17 protein-coding genes are annotated in these 20,052 nt (G+C 69.1%); 14 read left to right on the top strand and 3 right to left on the bottom strand.

Annotated elements, in window-relative coordinates:
* The 7 genes from IR212_RS15355 to IR212_RS15325 all read left to right on the top strand — a co-directional run bounded on the left by IR212_RS15355 (window position 1) and on the right by IR212_RS15325 (window position 6,924).
* A complete protein-coding gene (locus IR212_RS15355; RefSeq protein ID WP_194396719.1) occupies window positions 1-1,005 on the top strand; it encodes a carbohydrate ABC transporter permease in 1,005 nt (334 codons plus the stop codon).
* Window positions 1,002-1,907 (top strand): carbohydrate ABC transporter permease, encoded by a 906-nt coding sequence (locus IR212_RS15350; RefSeq protein ID WP_194396718.1) that lies wholly within the window; start codon window positions 1,002-1,004, stop codon window positions 1,905-1,907. The genes IR212_RS15355 and IR212_RS15350 overlap by 4 nt, the downstream gene beginning before the upstream one ends.
* A 164-nt stretch (window positions 1,908-2,071) precedes the next feature.
* A complete protein-coding gene (locus IR212_RS15345) occupies window positions 2,072-2,707 on the top strand; it encodes a GntR family transcriptional regulator (RefSeq protein WP_194398719.1) in 636 nt (211 codons plus the stop codon).
* A gap of 16 nt (window positions 2,708-2,723) precedes the next feature.
* Window positions 2,724-4,250 (top strand): MmgE/PrpD family protein, encoded by a 1,527-nt coding sequence (locus IR212_RS15340; protein ID WP_194396717.1) that lies wholly within the window; start codon window positions 2,724-2,726, stop codon window positions 4,248-4,250.
* A gap of 112 nt (window positions 4,251-4,362) precedes the next feature.
* Window positions 4,363-5,262, top strand: a complete 900-nt coding sequence (prpB, locus tag IR212_RS15335; protein ID WP_194396716.1) for a methylisocitrate lyase — start codon at window positions 4,363-4,365, stop codon at window positions 5,260-5,262.
* A 22-nt stretch (window positions 5,263-5,284) separates the two neighbouring features.
* Window positions 5,285-6,475 carry a bifunctional 2-methylcitrate synthase/citrate synthase gene (locus IR212_RS15330; protein ID WP_194396715.1) on the top strand — a complete coding sequence of 397 codons (1,191 nt, stop codon included), beginning with the start codon at window positions 5,285-5,287 and terminating at the stop codon, window positions 6,473-6,475.
* A complete protein-coding gene (locus tag IR212_RS15325; protein ID WP_194396714.1) occupies window positions 6,472-6,924 on the top strand; it encodes a hotdog fold thioesterase in 453 nt (150 codons plus the stop codon). Before IR212_RS15330 ends, IR212_RS15325 begins: the two co-directional genes overlap by 4 nt.
* Before the next feature lie 191 nt (window positions 6,925-7,115).
* Here the strand turns inward: IR212_RS15325 and IR212_RS15320 are convergent, their stop codons facing one another.
* Window positions 7,116-7,922 (bottom strand): hypothetical protein, encoded by an 807-nt coding sequence (locus IR212_RS15320; protein ID WP_194396713.1) that lies wholly within the window; start codon window positions 7,920-7,922, stop codon window positions 7,116-7,118.
* A 200-nt stretch (window positions 7,923-8,122) separates the two neighbouring features.
* Here IR212_RS15320 and IR212_RS15315 point away from each other — a divergent pair, with 200 nt between their 5' ends.
* Window positions 8,123-9,301, top strand: coding sequence for a thiolase family protein (locus IR212_RS15315; RefSeq protein WP_194396712.1), 1,179 nt, complete (start codon window positions 8,123-8,125; stop codon window positions 9,299-9,301).
* A gap of 10 nt (window positions 9,302-9,311) precedes the next feature.
* Here the strand turns inward: IR212_RS15315 and IR212_RS15310 are convergent, their stop codons facing one another.
* Window positions 9,312-9,947: a type I restriction-modification enzyme R subunit C-terminal domain-containing protein gene (locus IR212_RS15310; RefSeq protein ID WP_194396711.1), complete on the bottom strand. Its 636-nt coding sequence runs from the start codon at window positions 9,945-9,947 to the stop codon at window positions 9,312-9,314.
* Between the two features lie 552 nt (window positions 9,948-10,499).
* On the opposite strand from IR212_RS15310, the gene IR212_RS15305 reads away from it, so the two are divergent.
* Together IR212_RS15305 and IR212_RS15300 are read left to right on the top strand one after the other, a co-directional pair.
* Window positions 10,500-11,939, top strand: coding sequence for an HNH endonuclease signature motif containing protein (locus IR212_RS15305; RefSeq protein ID WP_194396710.1), 1,440 nt, complete (start codon window positions 10,500-10,502; stop codon window positions 11,937-11,939).
* A gap of 133 nt (window positions 11,940-12,072) precedes the next feature.
* On the top strand, window positions 12,073-12,969 hold the full coding sequence (locus IR212_RS15300) for an Ltp family lipoprotein (RefSeq protein WP_194396709.1): 897 nt from the start codon (window positions 12,073-12,075) through the stop codon (window positions 12,967-12,969).
* 391 nt (window positions 12,970-13,360) lie between these two features.
* Here the strand turns inward: IR212_RS15300 and IR212_RS15295 are convergent, their stop codons facing one another.
* Window positions 13,361-14,263, bottom strand: a complete 903-nt coding sequence (locus tag IR212_RS15295) for an HsdM family class I SAM-dependent methyltransferase (protein WP_228479580.1) — start codon at window positions 14,261-14,263, stop codon at window positions 13,361-13,363.
* 53 nt (window positions 14,264-14,316) lie between these two features.
* On the opposite strand from IR212_RS15295, the gene IR212_RS15290 reads away from it, so the two are divergent.
* Genes IR212_RS15290 through IR212_RS15275 form a run of 4 tightly spaced genes read left to right on the top strand, consistent with a single transcriptional unit; the run spans window position 14,317 to window position 20,051 of the window.
* Window positions 14,317-15,729, top strand: coding sequence for a tyrosine-type recombinase/integrase (locus IR212_RS15290; RefSeq protein ID WP_194396708.1), 1,413 nt, complete (start codon window positions 14,317-14,319; stop codon window positions 15,727-15,729).
* Window positions 15,726-17,540, top strand: a complete 1,815-nt coding sequence (locus tag IR212_RS15285) for a hypothetical protein (protein WP_194396707.1) — start codon at window positions 15,726-15,728, stop codon at window positions 17,538-17,540. The genes IR212_RS15290 and IR212_RS15285 overlap by 4 nt, the downstream gene beginning before the upstream one ends.
* Window positions 17,537-19,642, top strand: coding sequence for a hypothetical protein (locus tag IR212_RS15280; RefSeq protein WP_194396706.1), 2,106 nt, complete (start codon window positions 17,537-17,539; stop codon window positions 19,640-19,642). Before IR212_RS15285 ends, IR212_RS15280 begins: the two co-directional genes overlap by 4 nt.
* Entirely contained in the window at window positions 19,635-20,051 is a 417-nt protein-coding gene (locus IR212_RS15275) for a hypothetical protein (RefSeq protein WP_194396705.1), read from the top strand. Before IR212_RS15280 ends, IR212_RS15275 begins: the two co-directional genes overlap by 8 nt.
* Window position 20,052: the final 1 nt, after the last annotated feature.

Raw genomic sequence — 20,052 nt, 5'->3', positions numbered from 1 at the left:
ATGACCAGCGACATCCGTTCGGGCGTCCTCTCGACCGAGAGGGCGCCCGGCGGGGCCGCGGGCCCCGCCGACCGCCCGCGCCGACGCGGCGCGCCGACCAGGCAGGGGGCACTCACGCCCTGGCTCTTCCTCACCCCCTACCTGCTGCTGTTCGTCGTCTTCGTGGTCGCCCCGGCCGTGTTCGGTCTGTGGATCAGCCTCCACGAGTGGGACTACACCCTCCCGAACAAGCCGTTCGTCGGCCTCGAGAACTACACCGACCTGTTCGATCCGAACTCGGTGAGCTCCGAGCCGTTCTGGACCTCGATGCGTGCGACGGCGATCTTCACGCTGTTCAGCGTCCCGCTGCTGCTGGTGCTGCCGCTGCTGGTCGCGCTGCTGATGAACCAGCGGTTCCCCGGACGCAACTTCTTCCGCGCCGTCTACTTCGCGCCCTACGTGCTGGGCGTCGCGGTGGTCGGACTCCTGTGGCGGTACCTGCTCGACAGCAACATCGGGCTCGTGAACTACTACATGGGAGTGCTGGGGCTGCCCGATGACGTCGCGTGGACGACGTCGCTGCCCGCCGCCTGGTTCGCACTGGTCGGGGTCACGGTGTGGTGGACGCTCGGGTTCAACGCCGTGATCTACCTCGCCGCGCTTCAGGACATCCCCGCCGAACTGTACGAGGCGGCCGCCGTGGACGGCGCCAATGCGTGGCAGCGGTTCACCGCAGTCACCCTCCCCGGGCTCCGGCCGATCCTCACCTTCGTGACGATCAACACGCTGATCGCGTCGGCGAACATGTTCGGGCAGTCGTACATCATCACGCTGGGCGCGCCGGGCCGCGAGACGCGGACGGCGATCTACCAGATCGCCGAGACGGGCCTGCGCAACTTCCAGATGGGGGATGCCGCGGCGATGAGCTACATCCTCACACTGTTCCTGCTGCTGGCGAGCCTCATCGTGTTCCGGGTGCTCCGCGAGAAGTCGGACGCGCCGCGCAGAAGGGGGAAGGTGCGATGACCACTCCGGTGACGACCGAGGCGTCGACGTCGGCGATCGTGCAGCCCGGCGGCGCCGAGACGGCCCATCGCCGCACTCGCCGCTGGGTGCAGCCGGTCCGGTACGTGCTGCTGGTGGTGCTGGCGTTCATCTACATCAGCCCGATCCTCTTCATGATCTCGACGTCGTTCACGACGCGGGCCGGAGCGACCAAGATCCCGCCGACGTGGCTGCCCCAGCCGTTCAGCACCCAGGCGTACGAATCGATCCTGGCCCCCTCCAGCGGGACGCCCGTGCTGCTGTGGTTCGCCAACAGCCTCATCGCCGCGACGCTGCATGCGCTGCTCGTGGTGGTGACGGCGTCGCTCGCGGCGTACCCGCTGGCCCGCATGGCGTTCCGCGGCCGCGGCGTGGTGTTCGGCGTGATCATCGCGACCCTGCTGATCCCGCCGGTGATCCTCATCATTCCGAACTATCTCATCGTGGGCGAGCTGGGCTGGCTGAACACCCTGACGGCGATCATCATCCCGACGGCGGCGGGCGCTTTCGGCGTCTTCTTCATGCGACAGTTCTTCCTCAGCCTCCCGGCGGAGCTCGAGGAGGCGGCGCTCCTGGACGGGGCGAACCGCCTGGACATCTTCTGGCGGATCATCCTGCCGTTGTCGCGTCCGGCGCTGGCGACATTGGCGCTGCTGGCGTTCCTCACCAACTGGAACGACTTCCTGTGGCCGGTGTACGTGCTCTTCAGCGCCGACGTGCAGACACTGCCTGCCGGACTCAGCACGCTGCAGTCGGCCAACGCGGTGCGCTACGACCTGCTCATGGCCGGCGCCGTGATCGCGTCGGTCCCGGTGCTGGTGCTGTTCGTGTTCCTGCAGCGCTTCATCATCGAGGGGGTGTCCCGTTCGGGGCTGAAGGGCTGACCCGAACCGATGCGGAGGGATGCCGCGGCCATGTGCCGCGGCATCCCTCTCCTGTGGGGGGGTGTCCGTTTGTATACTCACCGACCCCAGAGCTCGACCCAGGATGCGCCTCAGGCCGCTCTTTGTATACACTGGCCGGGATGCCGGACGAGGAGGTGGTGCGCATGCGGGCCAGTGACCGCGCCTACGCGACGCTCCTCGACGAGATCCAGTCCGGTCGGCTGCGACCCGGCGCCGTGCTCGGCGAGGTCGAGCAGGCCGCCCGCCTCGGGGTGAGCCGCACGCCGCTGCGTGAGGCGCTCGGACGCCTCGCCGCCGACGGGCTCGTCGCGCAGCAGTCTCCCCGCGTCACCGTCGTGACCGCGATCGACGCGGGCGACATCCGCGAGATCTTCGAGGTGCGCCGCGCGCTCGAGGAATCCGCCGCCCGTCTTGCCGCCCAGCGCGGCGACGCCGGCAGCTTCGCCGACCTCGCCCGCGACTTCGCGGGCGTCGACCTCGCCGGCGGCGACGGCACCGACGCCTACTACGGGCTCATCGCGCGCTTCGACCTGGCCCTGGACGCCGCGGTCGCCAACGACTACCTCACCGCGGCGCTGCGCACCGTGCGCACGCACCTCGTGCGGGTGCGGCGACTGGCGCGCGACAATCCGGGCCGGCTGGCGGCATCCGTGTCCGAGCACCGGCTCATCGCCGCGGCGATCGCGGCGGGAGATGCCGATCTCGCCGCGCACGCCACGCACGTGCACCTGCACAACGCCCTCACCAACATCCTCGACTCCCTGAAGCAGACCCCCTGAAGCAGTAAGGACGACCATGACCGTGATGCACCACCTCCGCGTCCACCGCAGCGACGAGCACCTTCCCCGCGAGGGTCAGCTGGCCTGGCACATCGCCGAGGTCGCGGCCGACCCCGTCGAGGTCGACGCCGACGTCGTCGACATGATCATCAACCGCGTCATCGACAACGCGGCGGTGGCTGCGGCATCCCTCACCCGTGCGCCCGTGAGCGCGGCCCGCCAGCAGGCCCTCGACCACGCGGTGTCGGTCGGAGGCTCGGGCGCGACGGTGTTCGGCTGTGCGCTCGACCGCCGGACCAGCCCGGAGTGGGCGGCGTGGGCGAACGGTGTCGCGGTGCGTGAGCTGGACTACCACGACACGTTCCTCGCCGCGGACTACTCGCACCCCGGCGACAACATCCCGCCCATCCTGGCGGTGGCACAGCACGTGGGCGCCGACGGCCGGGCGCTGGTGCGGGGTCTGGCGACCGGGTACGAGATCCAGATCGACCTGGTGCGCGCGATCTGCCTGCACAAGCACAAGATCGACCACGTCGCGCACCTCGGTCCGTCGGCGGCAGCCGGGATCGGCACGCTCCTCGGCCTTCCGGTCGAGACGATCTACCAGGCGGTCGGCCAGGCCCTCCACACCACGACCGCGACGCGCCAGTCGCGCAAGGGCGAGATCTCGACGTGGAAGGCGCACGCGCCGGCCTTCGCCGGGAAGATGGCGGTCGAGGCCGTCGATCGGGCGATGCGCGGCGAGACGTCGCCGAGCCCGATCTACGAGGGCGAGGACGGCGTCGTCGCGTGGATGCTGGACGGCCCGGATGCCGCGTACGAGGTGCCGCTGCCCGGTGCGGGCGAGCCCAAGCGCGGCATCCTCGACTCGTACACGAAGGAGCACTCGGCCGAGTACCAGGCGCAGGCCTGGATCGACCTGGCCCGCAAGCTGCACGGCGAGCACCCGCAGCTCGCCGACCCGGCGAACGTCGAGTCGATCGTGCTGCACACCTCGCACCACACCCACTACGTCATCGGCTCGGGCGCCAACGACCCGCAGAAGTACGACCCGGCGGCCTCGCGCGAGACGCTCGACCACTCGATCCCGTACATCTTCGCCGTCGCCCTGCAGGACGGCGGCTGGCACCACGTCGACTCGTACACGCCCGAGCGCGCCGGCCGCGAGGACACCGTCGCGCTGTGGCACAAGATCACCACCGCCGAAGACGCGGAGTGGACGCGCCGCTACCACTCCGACGACCCGGACGAGAAGGCGTTCGGCGGCCGCGTCGAGATCCGCCTGACGAACGGCGAGATCATCGTCGACGAGATCGCCGTCGCCGACGCGCACCCGCTCGGTGCGCGGCCGTTCGCGCGTGAGGATTACGTCCGCAAGTTCCGGCTGCTCGCCGAGCCGGTGCTGTCGGCCGGCGAGATCGAGCGCTTCCTCGGGCTCGCCGAGCGCCTGCCCGAGCTGACGCCCGAAGAGGTGCAGCAGCTGACGATCGTCGCCGACTTCGGCGTCCTCGCCGCCGCGCCCGCGCCGAAGGGGCTGTTCTGATGCCGGTCTGCAGAACTCCACGGATCACCCGACGCAGGGCCCTCATCGAGCGGCTCAGGCGCCGATCCGACTCGAGTCCGTGGAGTTCTGCAACAAGAGAGGACGCCCGCTGATGCTGTACTCCACCGTGCCGGCGCACGAGAAGCGGCGGCTGCTGCGCGAGCGGCTCGCCTCGGGTGAGCTGCTGCGGTTCCCCGGTGCGTTCAATCCTCTCTCGGCCCGGCTCATCCAGCGCAAGGGCTTCGAGGGCGTGTACATCTCCGGTGCGGTGCTCAGTGCCGACCTCGGCCTCCCCGACATCGGGCTGACGACGCTCACCGAGGTGGCCGGCCGGGGCCAGCAGATCGCCCGCATGACCGACCTGCCGGCGATCATCGACGCCGACACCGGCTTCGGCGAGCCGATGAACGTCGCGCGCACGATCCAGACGCTCGAGGACGCGGGCCTTGCCGGCACCCACATCGAGGACCAGGTCAACCCCAAGCGCTGCGGCCACCTCGACGGCAAGGCGGTGGTCGACGAGGACACCGCCGTCAAGCGCATCCGCGCGGCGGCCGACGCGCGCCGCGATCCGAACTTCCTCCTCATGGCGCGCACCGACATCCGCGCGGTGGAGGGACTGGATGCCGCGACCGACCGGGCGAAGGCCCTCGTCGACGCCGGCGCCGACGCGATCTTCCCGGAGGCCATGCGCACGCTCGACGAGTTCGCCGCGATCCGTGCCGCCGTGGACGTGCCGATCCTCGCCAACATGACGGAGTTCGGCAAGTCCGAGCTCTTCAGCGTCGACCAGCTGCAGAGCGTCGGCGTCAACATCGTGATCTGGCCGGTCTCGCTGCTGCGGATCGCGATGGGCGCGGCATCCCGCGCTCTCGATACGCTCTCAGGCGAGGGGCACCTCACCTCCAAGCTCGGCGAGATGCAGCACCGCGCCGACCTGTACGACCTCATCGACTACGAGCAGTACAACCACTTCGATCAGGACGTCTTCAACTTCCAGATCGCGCGCTGAGTCACGACCCGAAGGAGCAGTCATGACCGAACCCGACATCAAGAAGGGGCTCGCCGGCGTGGTCGTGGACTACACGGCCGTCTCGAAGGTGAACCCCGAGACGAACTCGCTGCTGTACCGGGGGTATCCGGTGCAGGAGCTCGCCGCCACCCAGCCGTTCGAGGCCGTCGCATACCTGCTGTGGCACGGTGAGCTGCCGACCGATGTGCAGCTCGCGCAGCTGCGCGCCACCGAGCGCGCGTACCGCGCGCTCCCCGCCGACGTGCGGGCGGCGATCGACCTCGTGCCGATCGACGCGCACCCGATGGACGAGGTGCGCACCGCGGTGAGCCTCATCGGTGCGCGCGACCTCGCGGGCACCGGCTCGGTGCTGGACGTCAGCGGAAGCGTCGAGGAGAACCTGGCCCGCAGCATCCGCCTCTTCGCCGTGCTGCCGGCCATCGTGGCGTACGGGCAGCGCCGTCGTCGCGGCCAGCAGCCGATCGCGCCGCGCGACGACCTCGACTACGCCGCCAACTTCCTGTGGATGACCTTCGGCGAGGAGGCCGACGAGGTCGTGGTCGATGCGTTCAACCGCTCGATGATCCTCTACGCCGAGCACTCCTTCAACGCCTCGACGTTCACCGCGCGCGTCGTGACCTCCACGCTCAGCGACCTGTACTCGGCCGTCGTGGCGGCGATCGGGGCGCTCAAGGGCCCCCTTCACGGCGGCGCGAACGAAGCCGTGCTGCACATCTTCGACGAGATCGGCTCGGCCGAGAACGTGGGGCCCTGGCTCGACCAGGCGCTCGCCGAGAAGCGCAAGATCATGGGCTTCGGCCACCGTGTCTACAAGCGCGGCGACTCGCGCGTGCCGACGATGAAGGCGGCGCTCGACACCCTCGTCGAGCACTACGACCGCCCCGAGGTCGCGGCGCTCTACGACGCGCTGGAGTCGCAGTTCGTCGAGCGCAAGGGCATCTACCCCAACCTCGACTACCCGTCGGGTCCGGCGTACAACCTGATCGGCTTCGACACGCTCACCTTCACTCCGCTCTTCGTGGCGGCGCGGGTCACGGGCTGGACGGCGCACATCATGGAGCAGCTCGCCTCGAACGCCCTCATCCGCCCGCTGTCGGAGTACAACGGTCCCGACGAGCGGCACATCGAAGGCTATGTTCCGGATGCCGCCACCCTCGAGGCCGCGGAGCGCGCGGAGGAGTCCGCGGGGTGAGCCTGTGGCACGACCTCGAGGGCATCGACCTCGCCGCGATGGCGCCGGGGACGCTCATCGAGCACCTGGGCATCGAGATCGTCGAGCTCCGGGAGGACGCGCTGGTGGGACGGATGCCGGTGGACCACCGCACCGTCCAGCCGGCGGGCGTGCTGCACGGCGGGGCATCCGTCGCTCTCGCCGAGACGCTCGCCTCGTGGGCCGGGTATCTCGCGGTCGACCGCGAGCGGTTCCACGTCGTCGGCATGGAGATCAACGCCAACCACCTGCGTCCGGTCTCGGGTGGCTGGGTGACGGCCACGGCGGCGCCGATCAGCGTCGGCCGCCGGGCGCACGTCTGGGAGATCCGCATCGTCGACGACGCCGGCAGGCTCGTGTGCATCTCGCGCTGCACCCTCGCCGTCATCGAGCAGCGCTCCACGTACGCGACCCCCGACGCGCGGGGCTGACGCTTTCGCGCGCGCCCCTGGTCTTCGCGCGCGCCCCGGTCTTCGCGCGCGCCCCTGGTCTTCGCGCGCCCCCCGGTCTTCGCGCGCGCCCCCGCGCTTCAGGTGGCACGAATGGCGCCATCGAGCCCGCCGGCGCGGCGTGTCGTGACAGCCGAAGCCGCGACGCGCCGGGCCCGGCCGCGGGAACCGCCTCAGAACGGAGGGTGGGTGTAGAGCGTCGTCGAGCAGCCGACCTCGCCGGGTTCCAAAGAGATGCGGCGGAACTCGGGGAAGCTGACCTCGCCCGAGGCGTCGCGGAACACCAGCACGCAGTCCCGCTCGGCCGGGATGCCGACCGCAGCGACGATGCCGCCGCCGGCGGCGGTCGTTTCGATCCGCATGAACTCCTGGGGGTAGGCGGCGCGGAGGGCGCGGTCGGCGGCCTCCACCGTGCCGGCGGCCGCGACGATCCCGGCGACGTGGTCGCGATCGACAGACGTGAGCTGCGGCCGCGGAGCGGGGGTCGGGCGAGGGGGTGCCGCGGCGACCGGGCACGTGATCTCGGATCGCCGCGCCTCCTCGTACTGCACCCATTCTAAGCGGAAGCACCGCGTCGCCGAGCCCGGACCCCACGACTCCCCGAAGATCTGCGTCGAGGTCGACCCTTCCACCTCGACGGCGACGCGGATGTCGATGGTCGCCTGGCTCCCCGCCGACTCGCCCGACCACGACAGCGGCTCCACCATCGCCGAGCCCGACTCCACGGGCACGGGGGTCTCGGGCACCCACCACGCGACCATCTCCGACAGCGTGATCTCTGGTGCGTTGGCGGAGTGCGAGCCGATCTCGGCGGCGATGTCCTCGGCCGCATCCCGGGCACGTGCGTCGCCGCTGCTCAGCGGCTGCGTGGCGCAGCCCGAGAGCAGGAGCACCAGCCCCACGGCGAGGGCGGTGCCCGCCGACAGCGGTCGCGACGGCGACGGCTCGCGCGAGTGGCGTCGACGGCCAGGATGGTTCATCGCGCCGATTCTGTCGTGAACCATGCGCGGATGCGTCAATCCTTGTCGAGAGCCGACAAGCACGCGTCGCCCTCACCCGGGCCGGTGGCTTCACGTGGCACGAATGGCGCCATCCAGCCCGCCGACGCGGCGTGTCGTGACAGCCGAAGCCGCGACGCGCCGGCTCGGTGGGCGCAATAGGCTCGAAGGAGGAGGATTCCATGCCACACGCCGTCATCGTGGACGTCGTCCGCACCCCGTCCGGGCGGGGCAAGCCGGGCGGAGCGCTGAGCGCCGTGCACCCGGTCGACCTCGCCGCGGGGGTGCTGCGCTCGCTGCTCGAGCGCAACGGCCTCGCCTCCGAGCAGATCGACGACGTGCTGATGGGGTGCGTGAGCCAGATCGGCGACCAGTCGATGAACGTCGCCCGGCAGGCGGTGCTCGCCGCGGGGTTCGACGAGACGGTGCCCGCGGCGACCATCGACCGGCAGTGCGGCTCGAGTCAGCAGGCCGCGCACTTCGCCGCGCAGGGCGTGATCGCCGGCGCCTACGACGTCGTGATCGCCGCCGGCGTCGAGTCGATGAGCCGGGTCCCGCTCGGGTCGTCGCGCACCGGGGGCAGCCTCCCCGACGGGATCGCCCGTCGCTACCCCGACGGCCTGGTCAACCAGGGCGTGTCGGCCGAGCTGATCGCCCAGCGCTGGGGCCTCGAGCGAGAGCAGCTCGACGCGTACGCCGCAGAATCGCATCGACGGGCGGCGGATGCCTGGTCCCGCGGTGCCTTCGATTCGCAGGTGCTGCCCGTGCTGGCCGGCGGGGAAGACGCGGTGGCGTTCGACGAGACGGTGCGCTCCGGCACGACGGCGGCCGGACTCGCGGGTCTAGGTCCGGCCTTCCGCACGGAGGAGCTCGCCACGCGCTTCCCCGACCTCGACTGGCGCATCACGGCAGGCAGCTCGTCGCCCCTCACGGACGCGGCATCCGCTGTCCTCATCATGAGCGAGGAGAAGGCGCGGGAGCTCGGGCTCACACCGCGCGCCCGGTTCCACGCGTTCGCGGTCGTCGGCGACGACCCGATGCTCATGCTCACCGGCCCGATCCCCGCGACCCGGCGCATCCTCGAGCGCAGCGGACTGTCGATCGACGACCTCGACGCGTACGAGGTCAACGAGGCGTTCGCGTCGGTGCCGCTCGCGTGGCAGCACGAGCTCGCGGCGGACCCTGCGAAGCTCAACCCGTGGGGCGGCGCCATCGCGCTCGGGCACGCCGTCGGCGCGTCGGGCACACGGCTGCTCGGGACGCTCGTCGCGTACCTCGAGGCCACGGGCGGTCGCTACGGCCTGCAGACGATGTGCGAAGGCGGCGGCATGGCCAACGCCACCATCGTCGAGCGGCTCTGACGGGTTCGGCTCAGGCGCTGACCGAACCGGCGACCGGGTCGGCGCTGTCGTCGACGCGGCGGATGCGGGCGATCAGGTCGGTCACCTGCGCGTCGCTGAAGATCGCGTCAGGTCCCTCGGGGGCGACGCCATCGAAGGGGTCCTCGTAGAGCCGTCGCGGGTCGAGGTAGCCCGCAAGGGTGAGCTGCTGCACGACGAGATCGACGAACGCGTGCTGGCGGTGGGTGAATCCGGGCGCCGAGACGAAGTCGGCGAGGGCTTCCTCCACGGCGGAGCGTTCCATGCCGACGATCGAGCGCACCAGGCGCCCGAGTCCGCCGGCGCCCGCGGCCTCTGCGTGCAGCTGCGCGGCGTCGACCCCGCCGGCCGACGTGAGCGCCTCCTGCAGCTGATCGAGGTCGACCTGGGTCAGCGGGCGACCGGTGCGCAGCTTGTGCAGCGCCACGTCGGACCGCCCGTCGAGGAACCCGAACAGCCTCTCGCGGAACGCCCGCCGGTCGAGCCCCGGCACCACGCGCGCGAGCGCCACGTCGCGCACACCGTCGAGCGTGTCCTCGAAGTCGGTGTACACGATCGCCTGGCCCTCGCGCCCGGTGAGGCGCACCAGGCCGCGCAGCGCCACGCGGACGCGCTCGAGCGACGGCACGTCGGCGTCATCCCACCATGCCGGGTCCGAGACTGCGTCCAGGAGCGCCGCGTGGGCCGCGACCGCGGGGATGCTCCGCTGGTGCGCCAGCGCCCGAGCGATCTCGGCTGCTGCGCCGTGAGGTTGGCGAAGGAGTCGTCGTACGGGCGCCGCAGGTTCTCAGCGACGTAGATCCACTCGGTGAACATCTCGCCCGCGCGTCTCGCGTAGGTCGCGGACGCCCGCGGGTCGCTGCGCAGGTACGCCTCGGCGCGGGACGCGGCCTCCCAGACTTTCGGCCAGCGATCCCGGACGAAGTCGAAGTTCCCCACGAACGGCTCCCGGCGGCAGGAGCGGCCCCTGCCCTCGCGCCATGCTAGCGAAGCGGGGCGACACGGCTCGGATCTGTGGGGGCGGGGTGTCGCCGGGTGGCCGTCGCGGTGCTGCCCCCGGATGCGTCGAGCCTTCTCCACAGCGTGGGCGACGAGCGCTCGCAGCTGAGTTCTCCACAGGTGGGGAACTCTGCTTTGATCTGGGACTTTGGATGTCGGAGGTCCTCGGCACAATGGGGGTATGACGAACTTCGCCGCAGCCCTCGCCGATCTCGGCGAAGCGCTCGCCGGAGTGGTCGCTGGGGCGTTCGCCGACGACGGGCTCCGGGCGTGCGATGACGCCGAGGTGCTGTCGGCGCTCGCAGCCGCCGGGCGTGTGCAGCGTGGCATCGAAGCGGTCATGGTCGAGGCCGTGGCGCAGTTGCGTGAGCGCGATGAGGTGCGGGCCCATGCCGACCGCGCGACGACGCGGTACGGCTGCCGCAACCTCGGCGAGCTCGTGCAGCGGGCGACCCGCATGTCTGGGCGCAGCGCCGCCGACCTCGCCGTCGCGTCGGGTGCCGTCCAGCGCAGCACCGCGCCGTCGTCCGGCGAGCTTCTGCCGCCCGCCTTTCCCGCGATGCGCCAGGCCCTCGCGGCCGGGCAGGTCGGAGTGGACGGGGTGGTCGCTGTCGCCGCGGCGTTCCGTCGTGGCGTGGGGCGCAGCGAGCTGCTGGCCGCGGATGAAGAGCTGGCAGCGGCGGCGCGGGGTGAGGGCGAGGCGTCCGGCGCTCCCGCGACTGCGGACGAGCTGCGTGCCCTCGCCCAGGTGTGGGCGGCGTTCCTCGACCCCGACGGCGCCGAGCCTGCAGAGACGCGGGCGCTGCGCCGGCGGGGCTTCACCCTCGGGCGGCGCGATCGTGACGGGCTGGTCCCGGTGCGCGGGGGCCTGCTGCCGGAGGTCGCCGCGCAGCTTCGACTGGCGTTCGACAGCGTGCTCAATCCTCGGGTCGACGGCGCGCGGGCAGCGTCCGGGCCGTGCTTCACCGAGGCAGAGACCGAAGACGGTGGGGGCTCCGACGCGCCGTCCGCGGCGGCGGCCGACCCGCGCTCCCACGCGCAGAAGCAGCACGATGCACTGGCGGTGCTGGTGTCGGTCGCGGCTGCGTCCGGTCAGCTGCCCACGCTCGGGGGAGCAGCGCCGACGCTGGTGGTGTCGGTGCGTGCAGAAGACCTCGAGTCCGGCCGCGGGTATGCGCATCTTCCCGGCGACGACGAGCCGATCTCGCTCGCCGCGGCGCGGCACATCGCGTGCGCGGGCGCGGTGCAGCGGGTGGTGATGGGCAAGGACGGCAGGATCGTGTCGCTGCAGACGCTGGATCGCGTGTTCAACCACCACCAGCGCCGTGCGATCACCCTTCGTGACGGCGGATGCGTCATCCCCGGGTGCCATGTGCCGCCGCAGTGGTGCGAGCTGCATCACGTCGAGGAGCATTCGCGGGGTGGGCCGACGCACACCGACAACGGGGTGCTGCTGTGCTGGTTCCACCATCGCACCATCGACACCGGCGGCTGGAAGGTGGCGATGTTCGACGGGGTGCCACACGTGAAGGGGCCCTACTGGTGGGACGCCGAGGTCAGGTGGCGGCCGGCCACCACGTCGCCGACCCGACGCCGCGATCAGATCGCCATGCGGATCTGATCGAGACGGCTTCAGCGGGAACGGATGCCGCGAGCCGGTGCGATGTCGGAGGTCCGGTGTGTCCTGATCTACTGGCCGTCGGCCGGTGGCGCACACCTGGGGGTATGCGCCTCGAACGACCAGAAGGTTCGTCATGTCCGAGAACATCAACGTCAACGCCTCACCGCAGCTGCCGCCGCGGGGATGGTATCCCGATCCGGGTGACGCCACCGTGCGGCGCTACTGGGACGGTACGCAGTGGACCGAGCACACCGCGGTGCCCGACGCGGGGGCGGCGGCCACCGGAGGCACCGGTGAGTCGGCGTCTCCCGTTGCCGGGGTGGTCGCCGCCGGGGGCGGCGTCGCGGCGGATCGCGGGCGCGGTCTGCCCTCGCTGAAGTGGTGGCAGTGGGCGCTCATCGCCCTCGGTGTGCTCGTGCTGATGGGCGTCCTCATCAACGCGGTCAACGGGGGGAGCGCGTCGAGCGACTCCTCCGCCGACAGACCGACGGTCGTCGAGGAGGCAGACGTCGCGCCGGCGGAGAAGCCGGCGCCCGTGGATGACCGCAGCCAGGTGCCCGGACTGGTGGGGGCCACCGTGGCCGAGGCGCGCGCCGCCCTCGAGGCCGCAGGCTTCGTGCTGGCCACGCCGGCGGGAACCGGCGAGGACTGGGTGGTGGTCACGCAGACCCTGAGCGAGGGGCGCAAGGCGGATGCCGGCACCGAGGTCTTCGTCACCGCCGAGGCGCCTGCGCCGGTGTACACGCTCGCGCAGCAGAACGCGATTCGCAAGGCGCAGTCCTATCTCGACTTCTCGGGCTTCTCGCGCGTCGGCCTGATCGACCAGCTCGAGTACGAGGGATTCTCGACCGAGGACGCGACGTTCGGCGCCGACAACGCCGGAGCCGACTGGAACGCGGAGGCGGCCGAGAAGGCGGCGAGCTACCTCGAGTTCACGTCGTTCTCGAGGGAGGGCCTGTACGACCAGCTCGCGTACGAGGGCTTCACCGACGCCGAGATCCAGCACGGGCTCGCCGCTGTGGGCTACTGAGACGGTGGGCGGCCGTCGCTTCGGGGGCGGCCGCCCGGCTCACAGTTCGCCGCGGAAGGCGCGGTGCTGGAGGGACGCGAAGAGGGAGTCGAGCTGTGCAGAACCTGCAAGTGCCCGATCGCGCGTGCTGTGGAGGCTGTCGAGCTTCCCGAGGAAGTCCGCTGTGTGCTCCGAGGAGGGCACACGGACGGGGAAGGCTGATCGCCGAAGAGGATGACCGGGCGGTCGACTCTGGTAGCAGCGGATGCATCGTCCCAGAACCCGGCGATATCTCGTTCACCTTGATCGTGGACGGGGAATCGCCCCGCCGTAGCGAACTCGCTTTGCTTAATTCGTGGGCTCTTGGCCGTGACGTCGGTGAAGGCCTGGGCAAAGGGGACGGTCTCCCACCTCACGCGAGCAACTCCCGCAACCGCTTCAGGCCGTCCTGGATCTCGACCTCGAGCGCGTCGAGTTCGTCGAGGATCTCCAGGGGCGACCGGTGCTCGACCTCTTCAACCTCGATCTCCTTGTAGCGGTTGAGGCTCAAGTCGTAGCCGTTGTCGACGATCTCCTGCTTCGGCACGAAGAAGCTCTGGTCGGTCCGCGCACGGCTGGTCTCGGCATCCCGATTCCGCCAGCGAGCGAGCACGTCGGGGAGGTCGTTCGCCTCGATCGGCGTGCGCTTGTCGTCGAGCGTCATGCCGTCGGCACGCACGTCGTAGAACCACACGTTGTCGGTGCCGCCGGACGACGTCTTCGTGAACAGCAGGATCGCCGTCGACACACCCGTGTACGGCTTGAAGGTTCCCGAGGGGAGCTTGATGACGGCGTCCAGCTTGTGGTCGTCGACCAGCAGCTTCCGCACGGCCTTGTGGGCGTTCGACGAGCCGAACAGCACGCCCTCCGGAACGATGACCGCGGCGCGGCCGCCATTGCGCAGCATCCGGATCATGAGCACCACGAAGAGCAGCTCGGTCTTGCGTGTCTTCACGACCTTCTGCAGGTCCTTCGAGACCGTCTCGTCGTCGAGCGACCCGGCGAACGGCGGATTGGCGAGCACGAGCGTGTACTCGTCGAGCCCCGGGTGCCCTTCCGACAGCGAGTCCGCACGCTCGATCGTCGGGTTCTCGACCCCGTGCAGCAGCATGTTCATGCTCGCAATGCGGGCCATCGCGGCGTCCGAGTCGTATCCGGTGAACATCGGGCCGTTGAAGTGGGCTCGGGTGGCGGCATCCGTCCAGATCTCGGGATGATGTGCGCGCAGGTGCTCCTCGGCGGCCACGAGGAAGCCCGCCGTGCCGACGGCCGTTATGTGTACGTTCAGTCAGTGTCTCAACCATCCACCCGACTGCACCCCGGAGCACGATGCATCTTCGTTTCGTCGACCACCAGCTCGCTATCCCATCCGACCTCGACGAGCGCGCCCGAGACAGCTATTCGCACCCCCGATCGTTACCCGATGGACTGCCGATCCTTCTTGACGATCGGTGGCGGCCGGTTGAGCCGTGGTTGACGTACTTCCGGATCGTCGCAGCGTCGACAGACCCGGCGACGCTGCGCGCGTACGCATACGACGCCAGGCGGTTCGCTTCGTTCCTCGCCGCGCGACAGACCGACGTCATCCATGCGTCGAGCGACGACATCGTCGCGTTCCGCGAGTGGCGGCTGAGCGGCTCTGAGCGCCCAGTCTCGCCGGCGACGTGGCAACGCGATGTGGTTGTGATCCGCGGGATCTATCAGCTACTCACTCAGATCGGACAGATCCAGCGCGAACCGTGGATCACCATCGGAAGGTCGTCGCCGCTCCGGATTCGTTGGAGGAGCGAGCCGGACATTCGACCGCTGACGCAGGCGCAGTGGCGCACGTTCCTCAACGTCGGTCTCGGCGGACGAACCGCCGCGGGTGGCTTGGACGAGAGCTGGCGGGGCACAACCAGCCTGCGCTCGAAAGCGGGCGCACAGTTGGCCGTAACGACGGGGATGCGCCTCGGTGAGTTCTCCACGCTGCTCGACGCCGAAGTCCCGCTACCATCGAGCACTGGCACCAGCGTCTTGCTCGAGGCCTGCGCCAAGTATCAGAAGCGTCGCCGCGTCCACGTCCCCCTCACGACGCTCCGGGCCGTCGATCTGTACCGGCAGACGGAGCGCCGAGCAGTCGTCCGCGCGTCTGCTGCCTCCCTCTGGCGGCGTCGCACCGAGCTGTTCATCGTGGACGAGATCGATGTGTCGGCGGGCCTTGTGCGAGGGCGGGTTGACGGGAGGCGATCGAGGTGGCGGCTGCATCAGCTGCCTCCGCACCTGCGAAGGATTGCTGTCATCGAGGGGGACCAGGGGCTGGAGGCACTGGGCCTCTTTGTAGGGCGAGGCGGTTTGCCGATCAGCCGCAGGCAATGGCACGCAACGTTCGAGTCTGCGAGCCGGCGCACTCTCGAGCTCGCTCAGGACGAGATGGGCGGTCGCCGTACACGGATCACTCCGCACGATCTACGCCACACCTTCGCTGTGGTGCTCCTGAAGTCGCTTACCGAAGTGGCACTGGCCCGCGAGACGGAGCGACGAGCCGGCAACGTCGGACCGGCCACGCTTTCCGAGCACATCGCCATCAACCCGCGACTCACAGTTCAGCGGCTGCTGGGTCACTCGAACCCTGCGACGACCATGGTCTACCTGCGCTACATCGAGGACACGGATGCCCTCATTCAGGATGTATTCGAGAGCTGGAGCGACGAGGGCATGACCTACGCCGCCGCAGTCCTCGCCGATCGGAACGCCGCGTGACCGACATCGATCTCGCCCCGCGTCCAATGCTGTTCGTCCTGCCGACGGCGAACCTCGATGGAACACTGGCTCCGCTCGACTTCGCGCACCCCGTCCTAGCCGCCGAGCTCGCGGACGCACTGATCGATATGCGGCGCGCTATGGGCCACTCTGACGGCACCGCCTACCAATACCGCAGGGCCCTCATGAGCCTTCTGCTCGGCCTGCCTGATGCCTTACCGCGAACGGCGGGTTTGGAGTCGCCGGGCAACGCGATGATCGATGCTCTGCACGTCTGGGAGTCCGCGTTGGCAGGCGCCTACCCACCCCAGAGCACGATCCCCTATAGGTACGGCAGGCAGATACGCGCTCTCATCCGAGTCCACGCAGCAAACGGTCGTGCCATCAGCGAAGCAGTCCTCCGCTGGGCGCAAGCACGCGTGTTGCACCAGGGCGGAGAGTCCACGCCACTCGACGAGTTCTCGAACGCGGAACGCATCGCGATACGCGACGCCTGCCGCGCCCGAATCCGCGAGTTGGAGACTCGTCTGGCAACAGGCCGTCGTTTGCTCGCCAGCGGCGTCGACCCGCGGCTCACAGGATGGACGCGCAGCGCCGATGTGCTGTGGGGCATTCGCCATCTCGGACGCCGGCCTCAGACCACGATCGAGGGCGACATCCTGGGGGCGTGCGCTATGGGAGTGCTTGACGACCTTGACGCTGATTTTGCAGACGAGCGAGCTGTGACCCAGCTTGATGCCGGTCGAATCACGCGCCGCCTGCTGTCCTACCTCTACCCGACCGGCGAAGACCTCGTCGCATTTCGCTCGCTGTTGCAGTTGGAGACCGGCGCGGCGCCGGAAGAATGGTCAGGAGTGCGATTGACGGACATCGAGCACTCGACCGGCGTTCTTCGCGTGCGGCTCCGCAAGGCGCGGGCGCACAGGACTCGGACCGTGCGCTGCGCACTGACCGCGGCAGACGACCACAGGGGGTGGCGTGCAGGAGATCTCATCCTCCGCCTCATCGCCGTCACCGAACTCGCTCGATCCGAAGCGACGGAAGCCTCTGTCGCGGACGCAGATGTCCTGTTCCTCACGGTGCAGCGCACCACGTCCAGGCACCTCATCGCGCGTCGAGAGTCGTTCTCTCGATATCCATTCACTTCGTTGTTGACGTCGATCTCGCCTGAGATATCGAAGCCGTACGACTCCCGTCGCCTACGCAAGACAGTGAAGAGCGTTCGGGCAGCCGTACTCCGTAGCGCGGACGCCGCCGCTGGAGACGACCACAGCATCGCCGTCTACCAACGCCACTATGCGCAGTCGACGACTGTGCACGTTCTGGCGGGCAACGCAGTCAACGCGGCCCAGAACCAGGTGTTTGATCGCGTGCGCGGACCAGTCTTCGTTCATGCCGCGGCCAGCACGGTCAACGATGTCGCGGGTGACCTGGGTACCGCCGCCGCAGCCGAGCTTGCCTCGAGCACCACAGAGCATGGAATGAACGTGACTCAGTGCACGTCCCCATACGAGTCACCGTTCACGCCGGCGGGGCGGCTCTGCGAGCATCGGCCATCGATGTGCTTCGCGTGCCCGAATGCCATCGTGTTCGCTGACCACCTCCCGCGAGTCCTCGCGTACCGAGAGATTCTCCGCGGTCACGAGAACGAGATGCCTCCAGCCCAGTTCGCGGCCGTCCACGGCCAGCAGCTGGTGAACGTCGAGCGCATCCTCGGCGAGTTCTCCCCGGCGGAGATCGAGAATGCGCGGACTGCGCACGAGACCGTCGCGGTCCACCTGCCCCTCCCCCAGAGAGGAGTCCACCTATGAGCGTCGAACGCGGGTACTCTGCGGAGCGGGTGAAGCCGTTCGCAAGCGACCACTGGGCAGGCGATACGCCGGTCCTCGCCGATCACCGTCTCGAACACGACTACCCCATCCCTCGGTTCGGAGATGAGGATCGCTGGGATCTGGGTGCGTTGGGATGGAACCCCGCTGCCGGGCGCCACTCAGCGGTCCTCTTGTTCACCTCGTTCAGCGGTGACTGGAACCTTCGCGCTCGCGAACTCGCGATCGCCCTTCTCAACCCGGTACACCCCGTGCTGCGCGGTCAGCTGATCTACCTACGCGCAACGCCCGCTCACGTAAAGACGATCCGCTCCAAGCTCGAGGGCCTGAAGCGGTTCGCCGCCTGGCACGCGGAAACCCTCCCTGACATCCAACTCCGACAGCTCCATCAGGTGCACCTCGACCGGTTCCTCGCTGATATCAAGGCGATGGGGATCCGCTCCAGAACGAGGCAGGCCGTCGATGCACTCCGTGACCTTCACACCTATGCGGCAGTCCTCACCGGCGGTGGGCTCCGGTTCCGCCCTTGGGGCGAAATCACGACGATCGCGCTCAGCGGGCAGAAGTCGAGCACCGAGCTGAGCACCCCGGTCATCCCGCCGGACGTCTGGTGGCCGTTGCTGCGTGCGTGCTGGCAGTACATCGACGTGTTCTCGCACGACATCTTTGCGGCTGGCGCAGAGTGGTCGGCTCTCGACCGACCCAACAACGAGCGCGTGAAGGTTCAGCGCCCTGAGGAAGTCCTCGCGCGATGGATCGAAACGCCAGGAAATCGCGTGCCCCTGCACCGGATGACGTACGGGAGATTCCGTGAAGGAGAGATCCACTGGACGCTCCTTTCGTTGCTCGTGTCCGACGGGCACAGCAAGCAACTGTTCGCGGAGCTTGATCGTCCCGACGTCGTCCGCCGACGACGGAACATCACCGATGCGATCGCCACCGGCATGCTCTCGACCGCTCCCGGCGGCCTCGCCACGCAAGCGACTGCTATCGAACGCGCCGATGGATCCGTCGGGCCGTGGATCGACGGATTCGACCCGGCGACGATCCGAGTCCAACTGAAGCTCCTCCGTAACGCGTGCTACGTCTTCTGTGCGGCTCTCACGATGATGCGCGACTCGGAACTGCTGAGCATCAAGAAGGGGGCGCTCACCACGTCGTACGGCGCGCCCGCCGTCACTTCCCAGCTCCGGAAGGGGCGACGCGGGATGCAGCGGCGCAACTGGTGGATCATCGAACCTGTTGCGCAGGCAATCGCTGTCGCGGAACGAGTTGCTCTTGGCGACGACGTCTTCAGCTCCGTTCGTCGTGAGCATCGAGCGGAGGATGGTGCAGGTCGGTTCGATCGTCACAGTGAGCTGAAACAGTTCATCTCGCAACTCAATGGTCAATCGCCGGATGCCGGCCTTGAGCCGATCCCCGCGTTTCATCTCGCTCCGCACATGTTCCGGCGGACGATGGCTGTGATCACCGCGCAACAGCCGGACGGCGAGATTGCGCTCGGCATCCAGCTCAAGCACGCTGCGCGACGCGCCGTTGCGAACGGCACGACGTCCGGGTACGCGAGCGAGACGCCGGAGTGGGCTGCGGAGTTCGAGCATGAGCTCCAGGAAGCTGTCGCGTCACGGTTGGTCGGCGCCTGGTCTTCCCAGAAAGACCACGAGATGAGGCTCGCAGGTGCAGGCGCCCAACGCTTCCGAGATGACCTCGAGAAGGCCGACTCAGTCTCAAGCAACGAGGTCAAAGTCGGCGACGAGCGCACACTGCGCACTCTCCTCCGCGACCGGTTCAGCACGCTCCGATGGGGAACCGTCAACCACTGCCTCGGCATCCCTGATCAGGCGGCGTGCTTGAAGGGGCTGCCCGCCGAAGCAGCCGCAGGAGGCGTCATGCCAAATCGCTGCCAGCCCACCACTTGCGGTAACTCCGTCATCACCGAGGAGCACGCGCCGATCTGGATCGCCGAAGAACGCGACCTCGTCGCGAAGCTACGCGACCGAAAGATGGCACCACACAATCGCGAACAACTCGAGACAGAGCTTGAGGACGTTCGCCGCATCACGAGGAAGTTCACGGATGCCTGACATCACTGCCGCGACCGAACGCAAACTGCGCGACGCGATGGAGCGGCTCCTCAACGGGGCAGCCGTCCGCACCGACGGTCGGATCATTAAGGAGAACCTCTATCGCGAAGCCGGCGTCAGCCGCGCCACCATGAACCGCGCGACTGCGGTGATGGACGAGTGGGCACGTCGCGTGGACGGAACTCAGCCCAGAGATCGCGAGATCGAGTCATTGCGGAGTTTGCTGGCTGATCGTGCAGCCCAAATCAAACAGCTCCGCGAGCGAGTGAGCAGCCTCGAAGCACAGCTGACGATCGCCGCGACCGCTGTCGCCGAGCTACATGTCGAGAACCAGCTGTTGAGTGGCGACGACCCGAGCCGCAACGTCACTCCGATGAAGCGCCCGAACGTGGACTCACGCCGCAGGTGAC

Source organism: Microbacterium atlanticum, assembly GCF_015277815.1.
In the GTDB taxonomy this organism is placed as follows: Bacteria; Actinomycetota; Actinomycetes; order Actinomycetales; family Microbacteriaceae; genus Microbacterium; species Microbacterium atlanticum.
Note: the sequence above shows the minus strand (reverse complement) of the source record. Positions and strands in the feature narration are given on the sequence as shown.